At 50.2% G+C, this 22,222-nt stretch carries 20 protein-coding genes; 8 read left to right on the top strand and 12 right to left on the bottom strand.

The genetic code is table 11. The features are described from left to right. Positions 1-60: 60 nt before the first annotated feature. The 8 genes from ACT54X_RS04485 to fcl all read left to right on the top strand — a co-directional run bounded on the left by ACT54X_RS04485 (position 61) and on the right by fcl (position 9,525). Positions 61-2,295 (top strand): hypothetical protein, encoded by a 2,235-nt coding sequence (locus tag ACT54X_RS04485; RefSeq protein WP_476345268.1) that lies wholly within the window; start codon positions 61-63, stop codon positions 2,293-2,295. Continuing rightward, on the top strand, positions 2,292-2,837 hold the full coding sequence (locus ACT54X_RS04480) for a hypothetical protein (RefSeq protein ID WP_476345266.1): 546 nt from the start codon (positions 2,292-2,294) through the stop codon (positions 2,835-2,837). Before ACT54X_RS04485 ends, ACT54X_RS04480 begins: the two co-directional genes overlap by 4 nt. 549 nt (positions 2,838-3,386) lie before the next feature. Further along, on the top strand, positions 3,387-3,881 hold the full coding sequence (locus tag ACT54X_RS04475; RefSeq protein WP_476345264.1) for a hypothetical protein: 495 nt from the start codon (positions 3,387-3,389) through the stop codon (positions 3,879-3,881). A 264-nt stretch (positions 3,882-4,145) separates the two neighbouring features. Further along, entirely contained in the window at positions 4,146-4,805 is a 660-nt protein-coding gene (locus tag ACT54X_RS04470) for a hypothetical protein (protein ID WP_476345262.1), read from the top strand. A 38-nt stretch (positions 4,806-4,843) separates the two neighbouring features. After that, a complete protein-coding gene (locus ACT54X_RS04465) occupies positions 4,844-5,503 on the top strand; it encodes a hypothetical protein (protein WP_476345260.1) in 660 nt (219 codons plus the stop codon). 131 nt (positions 5,504-5,634) lie between these two features. Further along, the gene (locus ACT54X_RS04460) at positions 5,635-6,009 is read left to right on the top strand and encodes a hypothetical protein (RefSeq protein WP_476345258.1); all 375 of its coding nucleotides are present in this window, start codon (positions 5,635-5,637) and stop codon (positions 6,007-6,009) included. Continuing rightward, positions 6,006-7,862 (top strand): hypothetical protein, encoded by a 1,857-nt coding sequence (locus ACT54X_RS04455; RefSeq protein WP_476345256.1) that lies wholly within the window; start codon positions 6,006-6,008, stop codon positions 7,860-7,862. The genes ACT54X_RS04460 and ACT54X_RS04455 overlap by 4 nt, the downstream gene beginning before the upstream one ends. Before the next feature lie 676 nt (positions 7,863-8,538). Then, entirely contained in the window at positions 8,539-9,525 is a 987-nt protein-coding gene (gene fcl, locus ACT54X_RS04450; RefSeq protein WP_476345254.1) for a GDP-L-fucose synthase, read from the top strand. Between the two features lie 100 nt (positions 9,526-9,625). Here fcl and gmd read toward each other — a convergent pair whose 3' ends face one another. From gmd to ACT54X_RS04390, 12 genes are read right to left on the bottom strand one after another with little or no spacing between them, the layout of a single operon-like run. Next, positions 9,626-10,744 carry a GDP-mannose 4,6-dehydratase gene (gene gmd, locus ACT54X_RS04445; RefSeq protein WP_476345252.1) on the bottom strand — a complete coding sequence of 373 codons (1,119 nt, stop codon included), beginning with the start codon at positions 10,742-10,744 and terminating at the stop codon, positions 9,626-9,628. Between the two features lie 27 nt (positions 10,745-10,771). Beyond that, the gene (locus ACT54X_RS04440) at positions 10,772-11,581 is read right to left on the bottom strand and encodes a 6-hydroxymethylpterin diphosphokinase MptE-like protein (protein ID WP_476345250.1); all 810 of its coding nucleotides are present in this window, start codon (positions 11,579-11,581) and stop codon (positions 10,772-10,774) included. A 13-nt stretch (positions 11,582-11,594) separates the two neighbouring features. After that, complete coding sequence (locus ACT54X_RS04435) at positions 11,595-13,010, bottom strand: hypothetical protein (protein WP_476345248.1); 1,416 nt, start codon at positions 13,008-13,010, stop codon at positions 11,595-11,597. Positions 13,011-13,024: 14 nt separating this feature from the next. Beyond that, positions 13,025-13,792 carry an SDR family NAD(P)-dependent oxidoreductase gene (locus ACT54X_RS04430; RefSeq protein ID WP_476345246.1) on the bottom strand — a complete coding sequence of 256 codons (768 nt, stop codon included), beginning with the start codon at positions 13,790-13,792 and terminating at the stop codon, positions 13,025-13,027. Then, positions 13,792-14,730, bottom strand: coding sequence for a phosphoglycerate dehydrogenase (locus ACT54X_RS04425; RefSeq protein WP_476345244.1), 939 nt, complete (start codon positions 14,728-14,730; stop codon positions 13,792-13,794). The genes ACT54X_RS04430 and ACT54X_RS04425 overlap by 1 nt, the downstream gene beginning before the upstream one ends. After that, a complete protein-coding gene (locus ACT54X_RS04420) occupies positions 14,727-15,428 on the bottom strand; it encodes an acylneuraminate cytidylyltransferase family protein (protein ID WP_476345242.1) in 702 nt (233 codons plus the stop codon). Before ACT54X_RS04420 ends, ACT54X_RS04425 begins: the two co-directional genes overlap by 4 nt. A gap of 8 nt (positions 15,429-15,436) precedes the next feature. Further along, positions 15,437-17,101, bottom strand: coding sequence for an MBL fold metallo-hydrolase (locus ACT54X_RS04415; RefSeq protein WP_476345240.1), 1,665 nt, complete (start codon positions 17,099-17,101; stop codon positions 15,437-15,439). A 1-nt stretch (position 17,102) separates the two neighbouring features. Further along, a complete protein-coding gene (locus ACT54X_RS04410; RefSeq protein WP_476345238.1) occupies positions 17,103-18,224 on the bottom strand; it encodes a glycosyltransferase family 4 protein in 1,122 nt (373 codons plus the stop codon). After that, positions 18,221-19,456 carry a glycosyltransferase family 4 protein gene (locus tag ACT54X_RS04405; RefSeq protein WP_476345236.1) on the bottom strand — a complete coding sequence of 412 codons (1,236 nt, stop codon included), beginning with the start codon at positions 19,454-19,456 and terminating at the stop codon, positions 18,221-18,223. The genes ACT54X_RS04410 and ACT54X_RS04405 overlap by 4 nt, the downstream gene beginning before the upstream one ends. Beyond that, complete coding sequence (locus tag ACT54X_RS04400) at positions 19,453-20,109, bottom strand: acyltransferase (protein ID WP_476345234.1); 657 nt, start codon at positions 20,107-20,109, stop codon at positions 19,453-19,455. The genes ACT54X_RS04405 and ACT54X_RS04400 overlap by 4 nt, the downstream gene beginning before the upstream one ends. After that, positions 20,106-20,867, bottom strand: a complete 762-nt coding sequence (locus tag ACT54X_RS04395; protein WP_476345233.1) for a glycosyltransferase family 2 protein — start codon at positions 20,865-20,867, stop codon at positions 20,106-20,108. Before ACT54X_RS04395 ends, ACT54X_RS04400 begins: the two co-directional genes overlap by 4 nt. Next, on the bottom strand, positions 20,849-22,219 hold the full coding sequence (locus ACT54X_RS04390; RefSeq protein ID WP_476345232.1) for an endo-1,3-alpha-glucanase family glycosylhydrolase: 1,371 nt from the start codon (positions 22,217-22,219) through the stop codon (positions 20,849-20,851). Before ACT54X_RS04390 ends, ACT54X_RS04395 begins: the two co-directional genes overlap by 19 nt. Positions 22,220-22,222: the final 3 nt, after the last annotated feature.

Below are 22,222 nucleotides of genomic sequence, written 5' to 3'. Positions count from 1 at the left end.
TTCGCCCTTTCGTCGCGCCCTTCCGTTCCCGCTTAGCCGCCATTCCAGGCTCCGCCCACCATGCTCATCAGCCCGCCCTTTTTGCCGCCGCCGCAAGCCAACGAAGCCGCCTTCCTCGATGCAGCCATGCCCGAATGCACAGATGCCTCCCACGGCACCCGGGGCGCACCCCAAGGCTCCTTTCCGCTGGTGAGCAAGCTCACCTGGCACAACGGCATGCACCTGGACGCGCCGTGCGACGCCCAGAAGCAACGGCTGCCCGTGCGGGCGATTGCCGACGGCACCGTGATCTACCGGCGCGACAGCGCGCCCCACAGCGACGATCCGAAGCACCCACTCAACTACAACCCCTACGGCGAACGCGCGGCCTGGACCGACATCGGCCTCGTGATCGTGCGCCACACCACCGACATCGGCGCCACAGGCGACACCCCGACGCAGATCACCTTCTACAGCGTGTACATGCACCTGGCCCGCATCGAGGCCGCCGTGCAGCCGGGCAAACCCATCTGGCGCAAGGACGCCATCGGCACCGCCGGGCGCCTGTTCGGCCAGGAAGGACGGCTGCACTTCGAGATCTGCCTGGACGCCCGCAACCTGCAGCAACTGCTGGGCCCCGCCCGACCGATGCGCTGGACGGACCCCGGCGCCCCACCCAAGGACAACGGCAGAACCGATGCCGTGTTCGGCAGCATCTACGTCTACCTGCCCGCCGGCACACCCGTGCGCACCAGCGCACCGAAGTCGCATCTGTATGAAAAGCCGACGGCCGGCGCCAGTGCCGCGACAGACCACTTCGTGCCCGACACGCTGCACGAGGCGCAGTGGGTCGAAATCCGCTACGGCGCCTCAGGCTCAGCGGCCCAGGGCGGCGATGCCACGCTCACCAGCTACCGCGCCACCGCAGGGGCCGGCGGCCTGCTGGTGGGCCAGCGCATCGGGCAGCCGCATGTGGAAAAGGACTTCGAGTACGACATGTACAAGGAGGCCAACCGCCGACACAACGACCTGAGCGACGCCGACCAAGCACGCAGCAGCCCGAGCGGCTGGTACGAGCTGCTGCGCTTTGGCCGCAACCTGGGGCCCGACCCCCTGCCCGCCAACGCCGCCCACTGGCGGCCCATTCCCACCGACAGCGGCCATGTGTGGGCCGACCTCAATGCGCCGGGCACCTACAAGTTCAGCGATGCGGACTTTCCGGCATTCCGCGGCTGGCAGTGCTTTGACGACGACACCAACCCGTTGGACCAGCGCTGCGATTCCATCGAACTCAAACGCCTGATCCGCGACCCCGCGCAACCCGAAACCCTCAAGGACCGGGACGCGCTGGCCAAACGGCTGAATGTGCCGGAAGTCCGCGCCAAGCTTGAACACGCGATCTGCCGGTTTCCGACGGAATGGGACAAGGCGACGATCACCCAGCGCTATGAATGGCTGAAGAGGGATGAGGAATTCCGGATGTCTGAAGGCCAGGGCTGGGAAGAGTTTGCGGCGCACTGCGAGGCGATCAGCCTGGAAAATTTACCGCAAGAATACAGAGAGGCAAGTTGGCATCTTCATCCCGCGATATTTATTGGCAACATGCGCAAATGTAGTTGGCTAAGCAAACAGGAACTAAAGAGAATTTATAAAGACGTCAGGGAAGCCAATCTAGAAAAATACAATGCACCTCTTAACGTGACAACGAGAAAATACGGCATAAACTCTCCATTACGTATAACTCTTTTTTTTGGTCAGGGCGCCGTCGAAGCAAGTCAATTAAATTTGATCATTGAGAGAGGGAAAACTCGTGGTAGCACTAGAGAAGAAACTACACAGTGGTTCGACGATCCCGCCGAGAGTTACTTTGATCGATATCGAGGAATAAATGGAAACATAGACGCTCGCGATCATATCAAATTCAGAGGAAGAGGCCTGAAGCAGTTAACGGGAAGATTTAATTACGCCTACTATTGGGTTTTCAGAGGATGGTTAACCATGTCGGCGTTTGACGATCCGTGGTGGACCCGAACCGGCGCACGGGCACCGCAGATAGCGGACCCACAATTTATTGCAAATGATCGATACAGTGCAATGGACGCAGGAGGCTGGTATTGGGAAGTTACACCCATTCGAGGTTTAGGCGCAGGTCGACTGGGACGACCCCATAGCACCATCAACTCTGCAGAAAATACTCAGTACTCACACGCGCTTGTCGAAAAGGTGACGCGCCTGATAAACGGAGGCGTCAACGGCCTAAAAGAGCGCCAAATTCATTCCGATTTGATCTACAAAATAATGAGTGATCTTCCATGAAATACTTAGCGCTCGCATTTTATTCTTTTTTGCTAATCTCCATTTCTTTTGCAGCTCAGCCTCAAACGCACCATAACCGAATTCGGCTTCAAATTACAAGAAAACCTGATTTGATCGTGGGCCGAATCATCACCGAAGAAGGTCGGGAAGTTTTCAAATTAACTCAATCTATGGAAGAAGCCCCATTTGCTGATATAAAACTCCTCCAAATTGATAACGATGGATTACCAGAAATCGAGACGACCGCACAATGCGGACAGTCGTGTATGCACGACATCTACAAAATGATGAATAACCGATATGTCAAGGTCTTCTCCGGATCATACACATCAGTTCTATTTATAAAAAACCTATATGTTTTCAGGGGATCAAGTGGTTGCTGCTCAGAAGATGTGCGCGTCTATGAGCGCCTTACAAGCTCGAAAAAGAAGCCAGATTATTCTTTTTCTATCCAAAGAAACGATGAGGAAGATTGTCAATCGCACCCGAAGGTTCTTCCTTCCAAAATCAACTTCTTGCCGGATTATCTTTGCAAAAACTAGTGTGTCTCATTAATTTCTAGATTCACTCCGTATCAGAAAATTCATAATTCTCTGCACATTATTCTTCTCGCTCAGTGGAGATAATTGATTACCGCTCATAGGTGAGCACGGTTTTTCAGGCCACTCGATCCAAAATTTCAAGCTCAAAAATAGCGGTGTGACTAATAAGGCAAAGACGCTCCTCTTCTTTCTCCTATATTGCTTGTCCTTCTTCTGTTTTTCGGATGAAAAAACAGTGGCCTGCAGAATCGAAATAACGGCCCCAGAGCACGCACTTTACAAGGGAGATTGCGAAATTCACCGTGAGGGCGGTGGAACCTTCATCTTATGGGCGCCATATCCTGAGAACCATCTACCAATATTTGAGGACATGTCAACCATCACCGTCTTCGTCGTAACCGGGGATAGAGCCAAGGTGAGTGGCATGACCACTGACGGAATACAGAATATATGGGGAGATGCAATGCGTTCCAAATCCGACGCAGGCTGCTGGAACGAACCGACTTTCAAGTATGTGCTTGGCGTAGATAAACGATTCGAATAATTAAGGTGGCTCCAGCGAATATCGGCATGACTAGAATATTGCTGCTTCTGTGCTTGGTTGTCGTTGCCCTCGATTCGCACGCAGATGCGAGAAAGCCGGGAGCGCAGCACCCAATATCTTTTTCGCAATTATTACGGCAGATCCGCACCATCAAATACATGCACACGATCGATGGCTACCAGATCAAGTGCGACAAAACCAAAGCGCTGGTTTGGGGAAAGCCGAATAAATTCAATGCCAATCATCCTCAGGACGGCGAGGCGACATTGGTGGATCTTGAGAAAAATAGGATTGTCAGAACCTTTGGCCTAAGCAGTGGTATTTTCGGCGCTGGCTTTTTGAAGGATGGACAACGACTCAATATCGAGTCCGGAACCGGTGTCATGATTGATCTTCGAACGGCCGCTGAAATCAACTATGACTACTATTTCGATACTGAAGGAAAATACGAAGAATGCCCTGAGTTCAAGGGCCAGTCATTTCCCAAATATTCAAGGTAGTCGCAGACTTTTCATTCCGCGCCAGATCAAGCTCTATTGACCCAGTGAGTACACGGCGCGCGCCAGTGTTTTTTTAAGATGATCCGGATATGGCTTCAAATCCGCGCGGGCTGCTGGATCGTAACCGATTTTTAAGTATGTGCTTGGCATAGATAAACGAATCGGATAATTAAGGTGGCTTCAGCGAATGACCTGCTCCCTGCGATCCGTAAAACGGAAACTTGATCGTCACCTATCCTGATGGCCACACGCAAAGAATAAATAATGGAAAATAAAATCGCGATACTTTTATCTGCGGCAATAACTACCAATTTAGCGCTCGCAGCACAAAATAAAGTAGTCGACAGATACCAAGTAAAAATCAGGCGTGAAATCTTAAATATGGGTCCCGGGTGCAATATTTCCATTGACCTTCCAGCGAATATAAAGATAGCCGTTGGGAATGGTGGCGACCCTAAATACCACATTGGAGGCATGACAATCAATCCTCTCCCTAAAAAATGGAACTCCCGCTTAGGTCAACTCAATTTAAATCTCACCTGCGAGGAAAAGGATCATAACCTTAATCCAGTACCGTCCGGAGCTTATGACGAAAAATTTAAAAAATGGAAAGAAGACAAGGCAGGGTTAAGAGAATATCTTGCGCAGTCACAAGATTACAAAGATCCTGCTTTTTTAGAAGAGAAATTATCCACCATCCGTGTCAATGATGTAAAAACCTCTAATGCGCATGGGTGGGCAGACACAAGCGACGACATCACGGGAGACGAGAATATCAGGCGTAGATATATGAGCTTTTGCATCTATCACGGATCAAAAGCCCTTTGCGGGCTCGGTCAAGTTGCTCGGCTACTTGACGGCCGTCAGGGCGACGTCACCCCTCATATTTTGAAGATTCTTCGCACCATTGAATTCTTGGATTGAGGAGCCGTACCCCGAAGGATAAGTGCCACGAAGAACTAATGACTAATACATCATTTTTGCCTCTGATAATTGCCCTTTGTATTTTCTCGTGCTACGCGAATGACATAGAAAGTCAGCCGCAACAAAACAAGGAATTAAATCATGAAGTATTAGATATGGGAGAAAACTGCAAGATAAGCTTTAATATTTCCTCTGCCCTGAAATATAAATTCGGTAATGGCGGCGACCCAAAATATAATGAGGGCGGCATATCCATATATCCAATTCCAAAAAAATGGAACTCAAACACCGACAACCTGAGTCTATCCCTATCATGCAAGGATAAAAAATTTTTGGAAAATCCTCAACCCTCTGGCATCTACGATGAAAAAACCAAAAGTTGGAGGAAAAACTCAGAGGAGATACGCAAGTATCTTGCTCAATCTGAGGACTACCGTGATCCCGAATTTTTAAGTGCGACCGTGGACGCAATGCGCGTCTATGACGTCAAGACACCCAACGCGCACGGGTGGGCCGACACAAGCGATCAACTCACTGGCGACGAAGCTGGACGTACAAGGTACATGAGCTTCTGCCTCTACCACGGATCTAAAGCACTGTGCGGAGTTGGCAAAGTCGGTCTCCTGCGCGATGGCCCCAAAGGCAACCTGATGCCCCAAACGCTACAAATCCTTCGCAGCATCGAATTTTTAGATTAGTCAAAAGCCTAGTTTCAAGTCCGGCGCGGGCTGCTGGACCAGAAAATTGAGAGCAGGAAAAAATACTTTATTCATGCTTACGCAGAAATATCGGATTTCTTATCAATATCAGCAATCTAAAAACAACATAGATGATTAATAGAGTAAATAGCTCAGTGCTTATTTTTTTGACAACTTTTCCGCTCATTTGTTTATCACAAGCAAAAGAGGTTAAATGCAAAATAGAAATTAATACATATGAACATGCGATATTTAAAGGTGATTGCCTTATCCATATAGTGCAAGATGGAACTTTCACTCTTTGGAAAAAAGAGTCCAGTAAACCAAATCCGATTTTAGGCGAGATGTCGACCCTCACCGTTTTTGTCACGGAAAAAAATCAGGCACTGGTAAGCGGCATGACGAATGAAGGCATACAGAATAGTTGGGGAAGCGCAACCCGCTCTAATTCCGAGCCGGGATGCTGGATTGGGCAGAATTTTGAAATCTGCGCCTGGCGCAAATGATCACCTATGTTTATTTAATTCCAATATCTCAAAAAACATTAAGTATATTTAGACAACTGGATCTTATGAAAAGGCTCTTTTTTACTTTATTGTTCTTTTATCTAGCTAGCACGGCTTTCTCCGCCGACGCTAGGGATGATTCCAAATGTAATGAACTCTGCCTCATGGAGAGGGAGAAGAAGCAACGCGCCGCCGAAAGTGAAGCGCAAGCACAGTTGAGCCAAGCGCACCGCATGACAAGGGGAATCAACTTTACGGAGAGCATTTGTGCTCAGGCCATACCCCATCTAATTTCCGCACGCATTCAAGGGGCAAGTTCTTATGACTACGCCAGTTTTCAGTATGGGAAATGTTTATTGGCGCAAAAGAAATATGCCGATGCCGCGGCAGCATTTAAGTCCGTACTCGATTTGCCGATTGCGAATCGTGGCACCATTACCGATCTGACACGCATCGAATTAGCAGCTTTGTATCAACGGGGGCTAGGCGTGCCAAAAGATCCGGGGCAAGCTCTGGGCCTCTACCATGCATGCGATTTAGAACAATTGCCGCCTGGAACGGTTGACCATTGGCAAGTGGACCCCCGACGTGCGGCGGCAGAGCTAATCATTTCCGTAAATCCATGGCCTACGAAGCGTGCCTACCAATTGCTTACGCAACACGGCGTCCCCATCAGCAGCTTTTGGAGAGCATTGAACCTGATGATACGCCGCAACGAAATTGTTCAGGAGAATTTTTATGCCTCTGCTTTATCGGAGGCGTTACAAGATAATACGGAACCCGGCAATGAAATTTATTTGCCGGATACCCCGGAAACCGCCGAAATTGTAGAAAAATTCCGAGTCAAGGCGGCAAAGCAAGTTCTCGATAAAGCCGGCGATATAAAAGCGGCACTGAGCTACCTGCGTCATGCACGCTCACCAGAAGCACAGCTGCTCTCCAAGGATTTGCAAAGACGTCTAGGCTATGTTTTAGCCGAAGCCGAGGGCCTGCCAGATTTTCGTACTATAGCCAAGATCAAGCACAGCAAGCTGGATCAAGAAATCATAGAGCAAAAAATTAAATCCGAGGCGCTGGCCAGCCAATTGGAAGGAAAAAATGCGACGGGACTCTTAATTCCAATCAGAACCGATTCGAATAAAATAGAATTGAATGCAAAACAAGATAACAAAGTTCCATATCTATCCAACTGGGCTTTAGTGACAAATCTAGATGTGTACCGCCCCGAGACGTCAGGGCATTTGTTCCTGCTGCATATATCAGCTCCGAACAAGAATAGCATCGACGACGAAACACCGCTGACGATTTATATCTTGGAGAAGTTCTCACTCGATTCGCTGTGGAAGAGTCAAGAATTTGCGCCGAGTGACTCCAACTCGCACCTCGAGACTCCGGCTTGTTTTAGTCCGGTGAAAGAGGGGGATATCGGGGCGAGTGAAGGCGATGTGATGGTTCCGAACTTATCCGGATGGAAGTGGCAGCAGATCAATAAAAAATGGGTTTTGATTGCCGGTTTTGAAAAAATGGAAGGGTATGCCGGCGGTGGCGGCTCTTTTTCTTACGAACGCTGGCTTTACTACAGCAAATCAGGAGAACTACGACCTGTTTCCTGTTATCAGACCGCATATTCCCTACTGCTTGCCGGAGACTGGCGGCCAAACGGAGTTCGCGAACATCATGAATTTAACGGCCAATGGCGAGTGCAGTTGCAAACCGATCCCCGCCAGCAATGGCCGCATATCCAACTCATCCCCAAAGTCCAATTTCCTGCGCAGCCCCGCTTATCGAAACTGCGCTTGCAGTGGAGTCCTGAGCAAAAGGCATATCAAGCCCACCGCGGCAAAATTCAATAAAACCTATATTGCACTGTCTAGCGCGAGTGCTGCGTCCAGTGTTCAGAGCCACCGGTTTCAGTTCCACCGCTTCTGAGGTCCTGTGATCGTCGGCCACCTTGCCACCGGCTGGCGCCAGTTATCCAACTGCCTCCAGTCGGATGGATGGGACATGGCTTTGCCATGACACGGCGGTATCAAATGATCACCTGCTGTGTGCTCACCTTCTGGCCCATGCCGCTCAGTCGCTGCGCGCTGATGCTGGCGGCAAAAATAGCCTCAGCTTTTTTTCCAAGCCCCAAGGGTCAGGCTGGGATGGAGCGGCCCGCGCTCGGCCCGCAGATGGCTCTTGCCGCATGAGCCGTCAGCTTGCATTTTGGTCAGCGAGAGGTGGCCGCACAGGCACATGCCGCGTTCAGGCCCAGCACACCTGAGCACCATCCGCGAGCTCGGCGGTCGCACCCCTCTGGACGGACAAGCACCACCACAATCCGTCTCCTGCCGACGCCATAGCCCAAACTGTTACGAAGGCTTCAGACACCGTGCAAGCGCCGCAAGAATGTGTCAAGAACCCGGCAGAATCGGAGCCGACGCCGAAGGCCGGGCCTCCGGCAGGCACGAACCTTTCTAGGCTGGCTCGCACCCCTATGCGCCTGGCCCTCCTCCCCCACCCTCCTCCGCCGCATCCGCAAGCACCATGACCTCTTCCTCCAAGCGCATCTACGTCGCCGGCCACCGCGGCATGGTCGGTAGCGCCATCGTTCGCCACCTTCAGGCGGCCGGTGAGACCGACATCGTCACCCGCACCCACGCCGAGCTGGACCTGACCAACCAGGCGACCGTGCGCGAGTTCTTCCAGACCCAGGGCATCACCGACGTGTACCTGGCGGCGGCCAAGGTGGGCGGCATCCATGCCAACAACACCTACCCCGCCGAGTTCATCTACGACAACCTGATGATGGAGGCCAACGTCATCCATCAGGCCTTCAGCGCCGGCGTGAAGAAGCTCGTCTTTCTGGGCAGCAGCTGCATCTACCCCCGCATGGCGCCCCAGCCCATGACGGAAGACGCGCTGCTCACCGGCACGCTGGAGCCCACCAACGAGCCCTACGCCATCGCCAAGATCGCCGGCATCAAGCTGACCGAGAGCTACAACCGCCAGTACGGCGCAAGCCACGGCATCGACTACCGCAGCGTGATGCCCACCAACCTGTACGGCCCGGGCGACAACTACCACCCGGAGAACAGCCATGTGCTGCCCGCGCTGATCCGCCGCTTTCACGAGGCCAAGCTGGCCGGCACGCCCACGGTCACCATCTGGGGCACGGGCACGCCCAAGCGCGAGTTTCTGTATGTGGACGACATGGCCGCCGCCACCGTGCACGTGATGGACCTGGCGCCCGAGATCTACCGCGAACACACGCAGCCCATGCAGAGCCACATCAACGTGGGCTGCGGCGACGACATCTCGATCCTGGACGTGGCCAAGCTGGTGGCCGAGACGGTGGGCTACACGGGCGAGATCGTGACCGACCCGACCAAGCCCGACGGCACGCCGCGCAAGCTGATGGATGTGTCACGCCTGGGCAAGCTGGGCTGGCGTGCGCAGGTGTCGCTGCGCGATGGCCTCAAGCTGGCGTACCAGGACTTTTTGACCAACCACGCCAACCTGCGGACCGCCTGAACGGCGGCCTCAAGCCACCCAAAAAGCAAGAAAGGGCGCATAGCGCCCTTTTCTCATTCCGATCGTAGGGGCGGCCGCCAAGCGGACGCCCCGGACAAGATCAGTTCTCGACCGAGGTCGACACCTTGTAGCCCTCGCGCTTGAGCATGGCGTCGCGCTTGGCGCTTGCCAGATCGGACGCCACCATCTCGGCGCACATCTCCTGGACGGTGATCTCGGGCGTCCAGCCGAGCTTGGTCTTGGCCTTGGCCGGATCGCCCAGCAGCGTCTCGACCTCCGCGGGGCGGAAGTAGCGCGGGTCGACGGCGACGATGGTCTGTCCGACCTTGAGCGCCGGAGCATGGTCCCCCTCGATCTTGTCGACGATGCCCTTCTCTTCCACGCCCGTGCCTTCAAAGCGCAGCGTGATGCCCAACTCGGCCGCCGACCACTGGATGAACTGGCGCACCGAAAACTGGACGCCCGTAGCAATGACGAAGTCTTCCGGCTGCTCCTGCTGCAGCATCATCCACTGCATGCGGACGTAGTCCTTGGCGTGGCCCCAGTCGCGCAGCGCGTCCATGTTGCCCATGTACAGGCACTGCTCCAGACCCTGCGCGATGTTGGCCAAACCGCGCGTGATCTTGCGGGTGACGAACGTCTCACCCCGACGCGGCGACTCATGATTGAACAGGATGCCGTTGCAGGCATACATGCCGTAAGCCTCACGGTAGTTCACCGTGATCCAGTAGGCGTAGAGCTTGGCAACCGCGTAGGGGCTGCGCGGATAGAAAGGCGTCGTTTCCTTCTGCGGGATCTCTTGCACCAGCCCATACAGCTCAGAGGTGCTGGCTTGGTAGAAGCGCGTCTTCTTCTCCAGTCCGAGGAAACGGATCGCCTCCAGCAAGCGCAGCGTACCCATGGCGTCGACATCAGCGGTGTACTCCGGGGATTCGAAGCTCACAGCCACGTGCGACTGAGCCCCGAGGTTGTAGACCTCGTCGGGCTGAATCTGCTGAATGATGCGCGTGAGGTTGGAGCTGTCGCTCAAATCGCCATAGTGGAGCTTCAGGCGCTGACGCTCCACATGCGGATCCTCGTAAATATGGTCGATCCGCTGAGTATTGAACTGCGAAGCACGTCGCTTAATGCCATGCACCTCATAGCCACGAGCTAGAAGAAACTCTGCCAAGTAAGACCCATCTTGCCCTGTTATGCCAGTTATAAGCGCTTTTTTCATAAAATCCTCAAAAAAATTGATAAAAGACTACTTGCTGCTCAAAAAGCTTTCCAGCCCGACTCGATCGAATACTTCAAGATATCCGCCTTCCGTGCAATTGACAATCTTCCGATTGTAAGCCTCATATACGCGTTTCGCGCGACCATATGAAATCTCACTCTCAAAAATGTCAGGCAGCTGCCACTTAACCCCGCCGGAGAAATATGTCGGATCAAAATGACTCAAATCCTCCTTCCCTGACTCAACAGTCTTATTCGCAGGCCCCTTGGTCGCAAAACTGTGATCACACCCAACAAGCGCTACATCTCGAAATCCCAGATGAAAAGCGAGCTGCATCGCAACATACGTAACAGTAAAACCTTGGTTGATACTAATGGAGCAATCCCTAGCAAATTTCTGAAAAGAAGTACTATGAAGAAAGCATTTATTATCGCCCGCCTTAACCCACTTCTTTACAAAGGCGACGGAATCCAAAAATAACGGCAAATCAGTTGAGTTGTAAAATTCGGCATTTTGCTCGAGAACTAAAGAGTTGACCGCAACCACACAACTCGGCCGAAAGCTCGTACGAGAGAAAAGTAAATTTACTTTATTCAATCCAAATGTATAGCACTTGCCATTAAGCAAATCGAAATCAACCTTATTGAGCGACGGACCATTACATAATATAACAGCTTTTTCACCTTTAAATTTATCCTTTAACCGTTTAAGCCTCTCACGAGACCGCCATGACTCAATATTTAAATCCCAACGAAGCCTGTCACGCACTAAACCAGCGGCGCTAAAGTAGGGGTTAACCGACGGCCGCTGCAGGAGCAGCGGATCACCATTATCCATTTTTAAACTCCAATCAACCTAAAAGCGTAAACAAAGTCAATGCTTGAAATGCTATAAAAGGAACGACAGCACTTACGAATTCCTGGAAACCAAACTTAATCTGCAAAAGCTTACGCACCCACAGCAGGGAAAACGGGAAATAAAAGAATCCTAACCCCAAGCTTAGAGAAATTGGTAGCCCGATTACGCCCCAAGCGTGATATGCAAAAGGAATCGAAACCAAAGACAACAAACCAGAAAAACCGTCTGCAATATGGAATAAAACCTTATTACATACCGCCGCAAGCTGCAGTCGCATAGCTCCGTTACGATGAATCAGATTTGCCGCGCACAATGACCACCAAACCTCGTCTGAAACAAAACTGGTACGGCTACCAATAACTGAAAGCAAAACGTTTGAAAAGAGGCCGACAGCAAGTGCTCCGAGCACAAAACAAAAGTTCGCTTTGAACATTCCACTTCTCGCCAATCCCCGAGTCTGTTCCGCGAGTCCCGACGAAAGCAGGCGCGAGAGGGTAGGCAACTTTGTATAAAACGGCACGTTTGCCAAATTCACAAGAGTCTGCATCAATCGCAGCGCAAGCAAATACGAAGCGACATCCGCAGCAGACGCGACTTGGGCGTAGACAATTCCGCTGCCCTGAACCGCGGCAAAGGTCATGAGAACACCAAGCCCGCTTTTCCAGGCAGCCGGCCAAAGAACTTTCCAAACATCACTATTAATTTCAGGCTTTACCCGCCATGAATTCCCATTGTCACCCTTAATTACGGCCAGTCTTAGATTGACTAGAGAAGCGATCAGCGCGCCAACTTGAGCACAAATTACGAGCCCAAGAAGCCCCCCCCCCAAAAGCAATACACTTACCGACGATCCCAACGTCGCTACGCCAACGAATATCTCCCAACGTCTAAACTCAGCGATTCTCTCCGTGCCCTGTAAATAGGCGGCATACATACCGGACCTAAGATTAAAAGCTGAACTCAACAACACTATTACCCAGCACAGCCACCCAATTCTCGGATCCCCTATTTTTATCACCGAGTGGTTCAGCGCGACAGTTCCAAAGGTTGCCCCGAAGACAAGCGCAAACCAAAAAACAAACGAATAGATTCGCTTCATTGCAGCAACCACATCTGCTTCACCAACAGATGGCGTTGCGCTCGGCAGATCACTAATTTCCTTCTGCGGCTTTTTCGTTGAACGCGCATAAGCAAGAAGTCGGACAAAGTTTGGAGCAAATCCGAAATCTGCGAGAGTCAATAATCCAATAATCGAGGAAAACATCAGCCAAAGCGCTGCCTCTTCTGTAGAGAGTTTGGCAAGCGCTAACGGCAAGAGAGCACTTAGTCCAACCAAACGCACGGCTAGACTGCCCCAAGTCGTAAATGAAGGCGAACGCCAAAGACGTCCTACCAGCCTAAGCAACATTACGACCTCCGCCCTTAAGTGGGATCATGCAATCTCCCTGCAATCCCACCCGCAATACTCACACACGCTCCGTTCAAGAACGCCATCAAGGGACTGCACAACGCGACTGCCAGCCTGGCCACTTCGACGGCATCTCCTACTCTACCCTGCGGATGACACCTTTCCAATTCCTGGAGTAAATGCTGACTTTGCGAAAATCCAGCTTTTAACATTTCAGTTCCAATCGCCGCCGGCTCAATCGCATTTATGCGAATTCTATGTCCAACATCGACTGCTAATGCGCGCGTGAGGCCGCTTAGAGCAGCTTTGCTAGTAGAATAAGCGACAAACTGAGGCTTTGTAAGCTGCGCATGAATACTGCTGATATTAACCACTGCTCCTTGAGCGCTCTCCAGCGCCTTTAGTAGATTCTGGATAAGAAAAAAAGGCGCAATAAGATTGACATTAAGGGTGCGAGTCCAGTCGTCGGGACTAAGCGTCTCTAATCCTCCAAGTATTTGAACCGCAGCGTTATTTACAAGCGCACTGAGCCCAACATCGCCGACGGTATTCTGCACGGCTCTTATAAATTCGCCGGCCGCATCAGAACCCGTACAAAGATCCTCTAAGTCAAAACGTAAATATTTCGCCGCCCCGAAGCCTTCAGGTCGAGGCACACAATCCACAGCGATCACACGATAGCCAGCCTGTTCAAACTCAGAAACCAGCGCTCGACCTATACCGCCGCACGCGCCCGTGACAAGGGCCCAGGGGCCCCCATCGCAATGCAATTGCCGAATCATCACCTACGCGCCGAACCCAAAAAGCTCATCAGGCGGTCTATTGCAAGTTCACTTGTACGTACAACGGCATCAGCGGTATTACTCGCGTTGTGAGAACCAAAAATGCAGCGCGCGTGAGAGCGCAATGGGCTTTCCATTGGCAAAGGCTCGACCTCGAAAACGTCAAGTGCCGCCGAAAACACCTTCCCCGACGCCAAACCCTTGATCAACGCGCCCTCGTCCACCACAGGCCCCCGCCCCACGTTGACTACCCTAACTCCACTTTTAGCCTTCTCGAGAACAGCATCATTGATTAAATGAAAACTAGAGGGCGTCAACGCGCAACTTACTACTATGAAATCAGCATCCTCGATTCCCTCCGGCCACACCTTTCTCTCGACAGCAATGGAATGGTCATCAGCGGCGAAGGGATCATAAGCCATGACGTTCATGTCAGCAGCAAGCAATCGCTTGGCGATATTCTTACCAATATCTCCGTAACCAACCAGCGCCACTCGCTTGCCCGCTAAAGAAATACCGCTTGGCTTCGGCCAACCGCCCGCACGAACGCCTCTATCGATTTCGAAGGTTTGTCGGGCCAAACCAATCACGTAGCCCACAGCTATATCCGCCACCTCACCCCCAAACATATTAGGAGTATTAACGATAGGTATACCTAGTTCTTGACAAGCCTTAAAGTCGACATTATCTACTCCAATTCCCCACTTAACTGCCGCACGGAGCTTACCCGACTTGCCAGACTCAAAAACCTCGCGCGTTGCAGGATCATCGCCAATAATCCAACCGTCGTGCTTTGGAACAATTTCGAGCAGTTCTTCAACTGACAATGTCTGAACGACATTCGGAGTCGTTATTTCCTTCACACCATATTGCTCGAATGTTGATCTAAAGCTATCAATCATCCGGAGCATTGGGGGGCAAGTCACAAGTATTTTCATTTCTGTTCCTTCGAGCTTTTCACAAACTGAGCAGCGATTACTGCGAAATCCCAATCGTCGGGAGTATCGATATCCACGGATTCAATAAACGGCCCTTCGTACATCATAGGCGCCTTGCCGATACGAGCTTTAGTGGAAGCAAAACTTTGCGGCGTGAAGATGTACAGATTTGAGTTCTCTTCGTACCATGGCTCTAGCTCCTGTGTGGGAATTAAGTTGTCTGGGTCATGATTAATTGGCGTGCAATCGCCTCGATAAAATCGGGCTTGGATTTTATCGACCGTAAATAGCGAGTCATGGACGCCCGAGGCAATGCCAGCTTCGAATTTTTCCAAAGCATTTCTGATCGTCTGCGACGAAAGAAGTGGATTTGTCGTATGCGTCATCAAATAGATGTCGCCCGTCGTGTTCTCAACATCATCAGCAAGCACAAGATTCATAGATACATGATCACCACAAATCTCCTGCTTTCTAGCGCGAACTAATATTTTCCCCCCCGAAACCAAACCATTAGCTTCAAGAATATCACGGGCATCAGTATTAATAACGATTTGATCAATCTCGCCGACCTCGCAAAGCGTGTCTAAAATCCACCTAAACAACGGCTTTCCACAAAATTCCCTGAAATTTTTCCCCTTCACTCGAACGCTGTTTGCCTTCATCGGTAGCAAAGCAACCACTTTTCTGCCCTTAATCATAAATTCTCCTAAACATTGGGGTAAAAAAACTTCTCTTTCTCTAGCCGAGAAAGTTTCCTGTGCTCATGGTTTCCATTCCAGCCACCAAGGTATTGGTTGCATCGATAAAATATTATCTCCTTAATTTTTTGAAAGGTCATGCCTCGTCCATACGCCGACATGTCTTTATAAACGCTCGTGAAAATGTATCGAACAACGTCGCCCAAACTCATATGGAGCTGAGGCATAATCTTTTGTAGTGCAATGGCCTCGCGCTCAAAACGCCGGCGCACCTGACGCCAATTTTCATGGTGTAAATGGAATACGGCCGCCTCAGCCACATAGCCAACGCGCCCGCCCTCAGCACATAGACGCTGCGCAAGATCCATATCTTCCAGCCCAGTGATTTCCTCATCAAAGCCGTATTTTTCCCAGCACTCTTTCTGCAATGCAGAATTAGCATTGTTACAGAAATAACCGTCCTGGGGGATTTGCGACCTTTCTGGAAAATACTTATCAAAGATCCTGCCTTCGCTGAAATAGCTACCGTCGCCGGGAAGTTGCCGACCGTACGTATATTGAGCTTGTCCACGTATAATAGGATCGCACAAATCTCGAATCCAGTGCCTATTCGCAGGAATGCAATGACCGCTAACCAATACCAATACCGATCCCGTCGCAGCGCGGCAGCCAATATTTAATGATCGCCCGAATGAAAACTCCTCCTTGGAAATTTTCTCTATATGGCAGTTATGTCGTCGAGCAATTTCAAGCGTGTTATCGGTAGAACCTGAATCAACAAGGACCACCTCGGTTGATAACCCACCGGTGTCTTGGTCGGCAATCGCCGAAAGCAATTCATCTAAATACCGTTCCTCATTAAGAGTCCGTATTACTATGCTTACGTCTACATCGTTGAGGTTGATGAACTTCGGATCGATGGAAAGCGCAAAGGGAGGATTAATTAATTTATGAAGTAGTTCAATTTCCTCCTGGTAAACCGAATTAACTTTGAACATGTCCCAGTGCACCGCGACCACTCGCTTTACTTCTAGATCGGTTCCGAACTGGAACGCCTCTCTAACAGACATGTTTCCCACAATCCCCCGGCGGGCGCGATAAAAATTGTGCTCGTTTACCGGCAATATTGCAGTGTGAATCGGCTTATATGATTCTACTGCTCTGATAACCGCATCATCCGCACAAGTATCACCCGCTATATATATTCTCCTGCCAAGCCATTCAATTATAAATCCCACATACTTAAGACGCCCATTGGTGTCGCGCTCGACAGAAAGATGTGCGGCCGGGACAGCGGCAATTCTAAGATCCGAATTTTCGGTGCCCAATGTGGTCCAGTATTCCGCAGCAAGTTGCAAACGCGTCGGTGATATACCCCACTCGCTGAGTTTTTCTAACACCGGCTGGGGACCAATGAAGATAGCTTGAGGAGAACGCCTGGCAATTTCGGGCAGCGTATGAGGATCGCAGTGATCAAGATGATCATGGGTTATCAACACATAATCTGCGTCCGCGACTGACTCCGCCGGGAACGCAATCGGCCGTAACCGTTTAAGTTCAGGTCCATCCAACTCTTCCACAGAGTTTGATAGGTAGGGATCTACATATACAATCAACGAGCGAAACGACAGCTTCCACCCAGATTGGCCAAGGTATTGAACAGGTACACGCATCTCAGTATTCCAGAGAATCGCTAATCGTAATTTTCTTTATTTCCAGGCAGAACTTATTCAGGGCAGATCTACCTGCATCAACAAGGTCTTCAAATGCTGCGAGTGCAATATCTCTCTGAACATGAGCCTCCACGTTCAGTCGCCCGCAGAACTCCACCGTTTTCTCCACTAGCAGGGCTTGTTCTTCGCATACAAAGTCAGTACCCCGAAGCAATTCCTGAACATAGCCCATGTTCGCCGCAGCAACGGGCACGCCGCTCTTTAACGCCTCAAGCACCACAAGTGGTTGGGCTTCGTTCTTGTACTTGGAAGGAAAGAAAAACAAGTCGATTTCGGAAAAAAACTGCTGCTTTTTATCTTTATCAATCGGTCCGATATAGTTAAAGCTTCCGGGATACTTTTTTCCAACTTGATCTATGATTGCTCTCGTAGTGCCGTCCGTAATTGGGCCGGCTACCGTAAGTTTCCACACAATACCCTTTGCCGCCAGTTCATCAATCAGCTCTGGAATACTTTCACTACCTTTATCTACGCAAAGGTTGCTAAGCATTCCAATGTGAACGCCGAGTTGAAGTGTCGATACCCTCGAGGCACGTGGCGCGTCCATGTCCAACAATGCGAAATTCGGTAGCACAAAGATGCTCGAATGATCTACCAAGTACAGGCTGCTGAGGTCTTTCTTCATCCCCTCGCTCAGTACAACATGGAGCGTAGATTGTGGCGCCACTCGTAGGAGCTTATCGAACTTCGAAGACCTACTCTTCAACTGCGCGGCCGTGTGATGGTGAAGAATAAGCTCTCCACCCAATAGTCGAACCCAAGCTGCGAGCAGATATGTGTATAAAAACCCATTTCCAGCCTCGTAGACCGTATAAACTAAGAGGCTATTTTTATAGCTGCCTTTCAAAATTCTCCCAAGGGCGGCCACATAGCCCATTAAGCGTCGAAAATGATAAGAAGGCTGGCGTCTATTAAGGGATCTTGGAGAAACATCACAAATACCGATTTTTATCTTTTGCGACTGCAAGCTTTGAAGTAGAGCCGCTGTCGCCGCCGACTGACCATGGACTGGGGGCGGAAGCGCAGTGACCGCAAAAAAAATGGTCGATTTTCTCTCGTTCATTGAACATGCAGGGAGCTTCTAAGCTCCGCCCCAAATCGATCCCAAGAATAGCTTTCAGCTCTTGCGCTGGTGCTAGACGACATTCGGCCAAGAAGCACACGATCTGCTGCAAGAGTATTCAAGCTCTCCGCCATCCCGTCTATGTCGCTTGGGTCGCGTACGAAGCCATCCACTCCATCCCTAATTACGTCTGTCGCACATGACATTGAAGTGGTAACGGGCACCACGCCCGCCAGCATCGCTTCCAAAATTACAAGGCCAAAGCCTTCTAACAGAGTCGGAAAAAGGAACACATCAGATCGGCTGTATATCGAGACGAGGTCCTTAAAGGGTACGTCCCAAAATACTTCTAAGCTATGGCCAGAACCTATAGCGCGGGGCTCCACTTCGTACTCGCGCATTCCACGCCCGACCAAGATCATATTTACTGGCTGTCTGACTTTTTGTAGTATCTTTTCTAAAAGGTTTATACCTTTGCGAAAGGAAAATTGCCCAACAAATAATATGTTGAGCGGGCGGGAAAACGAACCCTCTTCTCGCATTGGCCCGTGATCAAAATACTTAAACTTCCTATCGACACCATAGGGAATTACTTTAATCGGCACCGCATTGCCAGAGTATTGCTCAAGACTAACCTTAGTTAGCGTAGAAGCACAAATAATCTCAGATGCTAAAGTAGGCTCCGCTATTTGACGAGCTAAATAACTCGGAGCGTAGGAGAACTCTTTTTCACCACTCAAGCTTGGAATCACTCCCGCCTGCATGTATTTTTCTAGTACTGCGCGACAAAATACAGGATGGGGATGGCACATAAAAAGTACCTTTCTAACACCCGCAAGCCGCTTGTCGGAAAAAATTCTGAACCCGTTATAGTTATAAGCCAAGACATAGGCGCAGTCCTCAGGCTGGAAACCGGCGAAGAAGCTGCGCGCAATTCCCTTGTCCATCTTATCTAAGTACCACCCCTCTCCAAAAAGCTTGCCCAATGCGCGGAGAATAATCTCCAAGATTAAATTGGACCGTATATTTACAGTTCGGAGATCACTCTTCTCACGGGCGAGCAGCTTTCTAAATAGGCGAAACCGATTGAAGACGGAAAGCCGAGAAAGCCACTTGGGCGGATATCCTGTCGTTATTAAATGAACATCAAAACGAACGTCCTTTGACAGCTCGGCGGCAACTTTATATTCATCTCGGGCGCCGTGGTGAACAATATAAATTTTTCTCTTCACGAGACTGCTCCTTCTTGGCGGGAGAAATATGCAGTATTAGCGTCCAACTCCTTGACCCTCTTGGCCGGAACCCCGGAATAGAGTCCATAAGGGGATTCGTCCTTTCTGCCGCTGTAGACAGACCCTGCCCCAAGAACGCAGTAGGCAGGCAGACTGGCGCCCGACAATAGAATGCACCCGCTTCCAACAAAGCAGTAGTCGCCAATGGTTATTGGAGCTGCCTGCTGCCTATTATTGGACAGTTTGATCGAGTGCGTCAGGAATTGGGAGCGAACCCCGGCGACCGTGGAAAATTTTCCGACGAGCACTGGCGCGTTGCAGTCGATATAATGTCTATTAGTAATCGCAGAATTAGTTCCGAGCGTGAGCGCACTCGCGCCGTGAAATTGGGACATCGAACCCGTAATCCAATTCAGATTACCGATTAACGCATTCTCATAAAGCTGTAACGAAGTGAGTCCTCTCACATAATTGAGTGACCCGATCCTTGAGCCTTTTTCCAGTAGGACCGCTTCCGCGAGGATTAAGCTGAAGCCGATCCGCGCCGTTTTTTTTATTTCCCATCCCAACATAGCATTGAGTGCACGACGCCGTGCTCCCCAAGGGAGCACAAATAGCGCACATTGGATGAATATTCTGAGTGTATTTTTCATGCATAGATCCGCTGCCAAGCAAAGCGGAAGGCTCGGTAACATGGATCCCATGCGCTCGACAGCGCTATTTCCAGGCTCGTAAAATATTTACTCCGCACACTCTTAAATTCTTCATCGTGGATATCTTGCATATTCGACGTCTTTGTTGACGAGTGGAATCGCTGAGCCCCTAGGATTCGTTTAAATATCTTAATTTTTGGATCCTGCTTTAATATGCGTAAGAACCATTCATAATCAAGGCAGAATTTGAGATTTGGATCCAGGCCCCCGATTTTTTCGAATAAAGATCGGGATATGAACATTGATTGATTATGAATATAGTTTCGCCGAGCCATGGCTAATCGTGAAATGGGCTTTTGGTAGTGTATAGACTGAACTTCTCCTTGCTCGTCTACAAATACGGTTCCCCCGAGAATCAAATCGATTCCTTCAGCATTAGCCGAATTAATAAAATCGCTTACTAGCGATATCGCCCCTGGCATGTAAAAATCGTCGCTATTCTGAAATGCGAGCCAATCTCCGGATGATCTAGATAGACCTTCGTTAATTGCTGCGGCTTGACCAGAATCTTTATGACTCCGAAGAAAGGCCGGCGCCTTACGGGCGCTTTCTATCTGCTCGAGCGTATTATCAGTGGAGCCTCCGTCAAGGACCAACACCTCCACGCCCATATCTATTTCCGTCGCGCAGGAGTTTATACATTCCGCGATAAATTGGCCTTGATTGAAGCTCGGCACCGTTATTGAAATTTTTCGCATTTTTGATCTGTTGTGATGTTTTGGGAGCTGGAGCCACTAGCCCAGTCAATGTAATCTGTCTCTGAGATTAGATTGTCCGCTGTCGCCGCATTGACTCTGTAGCAGAAAACTAACCGGGCAGAGATTTTAATTTTATAAATTCCTGGCTCCAGGTAGCCGCTCCACAACCCCCTGGTCAGCGGCAGCGATACAACGCCTTGTGGAGAGGCGAGTTTCACTGCGTCGGTTTTCCGATCCAAAGAAAAAATTGAGATGCGTCGGCATTCTCGTTTCTGACAGAACTCGCTTCCCGAAGGACTCTCTTGCGAGAGAAACGTTGTGTTCTTGCCAATTGATGATTTCGAGAACGCTTCCCTTACAGCCTGCGCGTATCCCGCATGAGATTTAAAGAAGAGTTCGCCGTAGCGAGACAAAAAACGATTGTTTGAAACAACGCTCTGCGACGAAACGGGAGCGATATAAGATGCCTCCGTAAAGTCATTCCAAGTAAATATCTGGATGAATGAAGGTTTGATTTCATTCTTCAGGAATACTAAGGTATCGTAGAACTCTGGAATTCCGCCGTCCCGGAAAATCCTATTGCTGCTCTTTTGCGTCATACCCCAATATTCGGGGATTACTCCGATACTGATGGGTAGTCCATTTTCAATAAGGTGCGAGTAATTCTGGATAGTTTCCGTACGTTGCTTCAAGCTAAAGTTATCGGGGCCTAAGATCAGAGAGAGTCCTTGCGCAGGCGTGCCTATCCAAGCCCTCGTTAAAGATAAAAGCTGCTGAAGATTGGGATGCTCGACCAAAGAATTTCCGTCTTTCAGAAAGACTGTAGCTAAATGTATGGGATCCCAACCGCTATCCTTGAGCTTCCCAATCACTCTTGTCCAAAATTCGGGCCTGCTATCATAGCCTCGCGAAGCATTCCAAGAAAAAAAGACGGGTCGTCCTTCGCATTTCCAGTATGCGCGACGTCCAAAATACGAATTAAGAAGATTAATGCTCTCGTCAACACCTGGAGCGTCCGTAGACACGTCAATCGAGATAATTATCTTAAATAGACCTTCTTCTTCAGCTGCATCGAATAGACGCGCCAGCTGAACCGCTGTACGGCCTGCTGCCACCTGGCCTCCGACGTTTACGACGAAGCCCTCTATATTTAAACGCTTAGCTACTCGAATCTCTTCTCTGATTTTGGAATAATCATCGCCGAAAGCTGAAAACGGCATATGATAATGTGCAACGACATTATTAATGCCACACTGATTTTCTGCGTACGCAAATTGCGCCGACCAGACTGCAAAAATAACTGCAATCCACCGTATTATGCTGCGCTGACTAGGGCGAATTCCGAAAATCATGAG

This window comes from Pseudacidovorax sp. DMC4, assembly GCF_056314265.1.
Note: the sequence above shows the minus strand (reverse complement) of the source record. Positions and strands in the feature narration are given on the sequence as shown.

Bases quoted from the DNA above. Each gene is read 5' to 3' on its own strand.
- ACT54X_RS04485 (WP_476345268.1), top strand. From the start codon at position 61: ATGCTCATCAGCCCGCCCTTTTTGCCGCCGCCGCAAGCCAACGAAGCC.
- ACT54X_RS04480 (WP_476345266.1), top strand. From the start codon at position 2,292: ATGAAATACTTAGCGCTCGCATTTTATTCTTTTTTGCTAATCTCCATT.
- ACT54X_RS04470 (WP_476345262.1), top strand. From the start codon at position 4,146: ATGGAAAATAAAATCGCGATACTTTTATCTGCGGCAATAACTACCAAT.
- ACT54X_RS04465 (WP_476345260.1), top strand. From the start codon at position 4,844: ATGACTAATACATCATTTTTGCCTCTGATAATTGCCCTTTGTATTTTC.
- ACT54X_RS04460 (WP_476345258.1), top strand. From the start codon at position 5,635: ATGATTAATAGAGTAAATAGCTCAGTGCTTATTTTTTTGACAACTTTT.
- ACT54X_RS04455 (WP_476345256.1), top strand. From the start codon at position 6,006: ATGATCACCTATGTTTATTTAATTCCAATATCTCAAAAAACATTAAGT.
- fcl (WP_476345254.1), top strand. From the start codon at position 8,539: ATGACCTCTTCCTCCAAGCGCATCTACGTCGCCGGCCACCGCGGCATG.
- gmd (WP_476345252.1), bottom strand. From the start codon at position 10,744: ATGAAAAAAGCGCTTATAACTGGCATAACAGGGCAAGATGGGTCTTAC.
- ACT54X_RS04440 (WP_476345250.1), bottom strand. From the start codon at position 11,581: ATGGATAATGGTGATCCGCTGCTCCTGCAGCGGCCGTCGGTTAACCCC.
- ACT54X_RS04435 (WP_476345248.1), bottom strand. From the start codon at position 13,010: ATGTTGCTTAGGCTGGTAGGACGTCTTTGGCGTTCGCCTTCATTTACG.
- ACT54X_RS04430 (WP_476345246.1), bottom strand. From the start codon at position 13,792: ATGATTCGGCAATTGCATTGCGATGGGGGCCCCTGGGCCCTTGTCACG.
- ACT54X_RS04425 (WP_476345244.1), bottom strand. From the start codon at position 14,730: ATGAAAATACTTGTGACTTGCCCCCCAATGCTCCGGATGATTGATAGC.
- ACT54X_RS04420 (WP_476345242.1), bottom strand. From the start codon at position 15,428: ATGATTAAGGGCAGAAAAGTGGTTGCTTTGCTACCGATGAAGGCAAAC.
- ACT54X_RS04415 (WP_476345240.1), bottom strand. From the start codon at position 17,101: ATGCGTGTACCTGTTCAATACCTTGGCCAATCTGGGTGGAAGCTGTCG.
- ACT54X_RS04410 (WP_476345238.1), bottom strand. From the start codon at position 18,224: ATGAACGAGAGAAAATCGACCATTTTTTTTGCGGTCACTGCGCTTCCG.
- ACT54X_RS04400 (WP_476345234.1), bottom strand. From the start codon at position 20,109: ATGAAAAATACACTCAGAATATTCATCCAATGTGCGCTATTTGTGCTC.
- ACT54X_RS04395 (WP_476345233.1), bottom strand. From the start codon at position 20,867: ATGCGAAAAATTTCAATAACGGTGCCGAGCTTCAATCAAGGCCAATTT.
- ACT54X_RS04390 (WP_476345232.1), bottom strand. From the start codon at position 22,219: ATGATTTTCGGAATTCGCCCTAGTCAGCGCAGCATAATACGGTGGATT.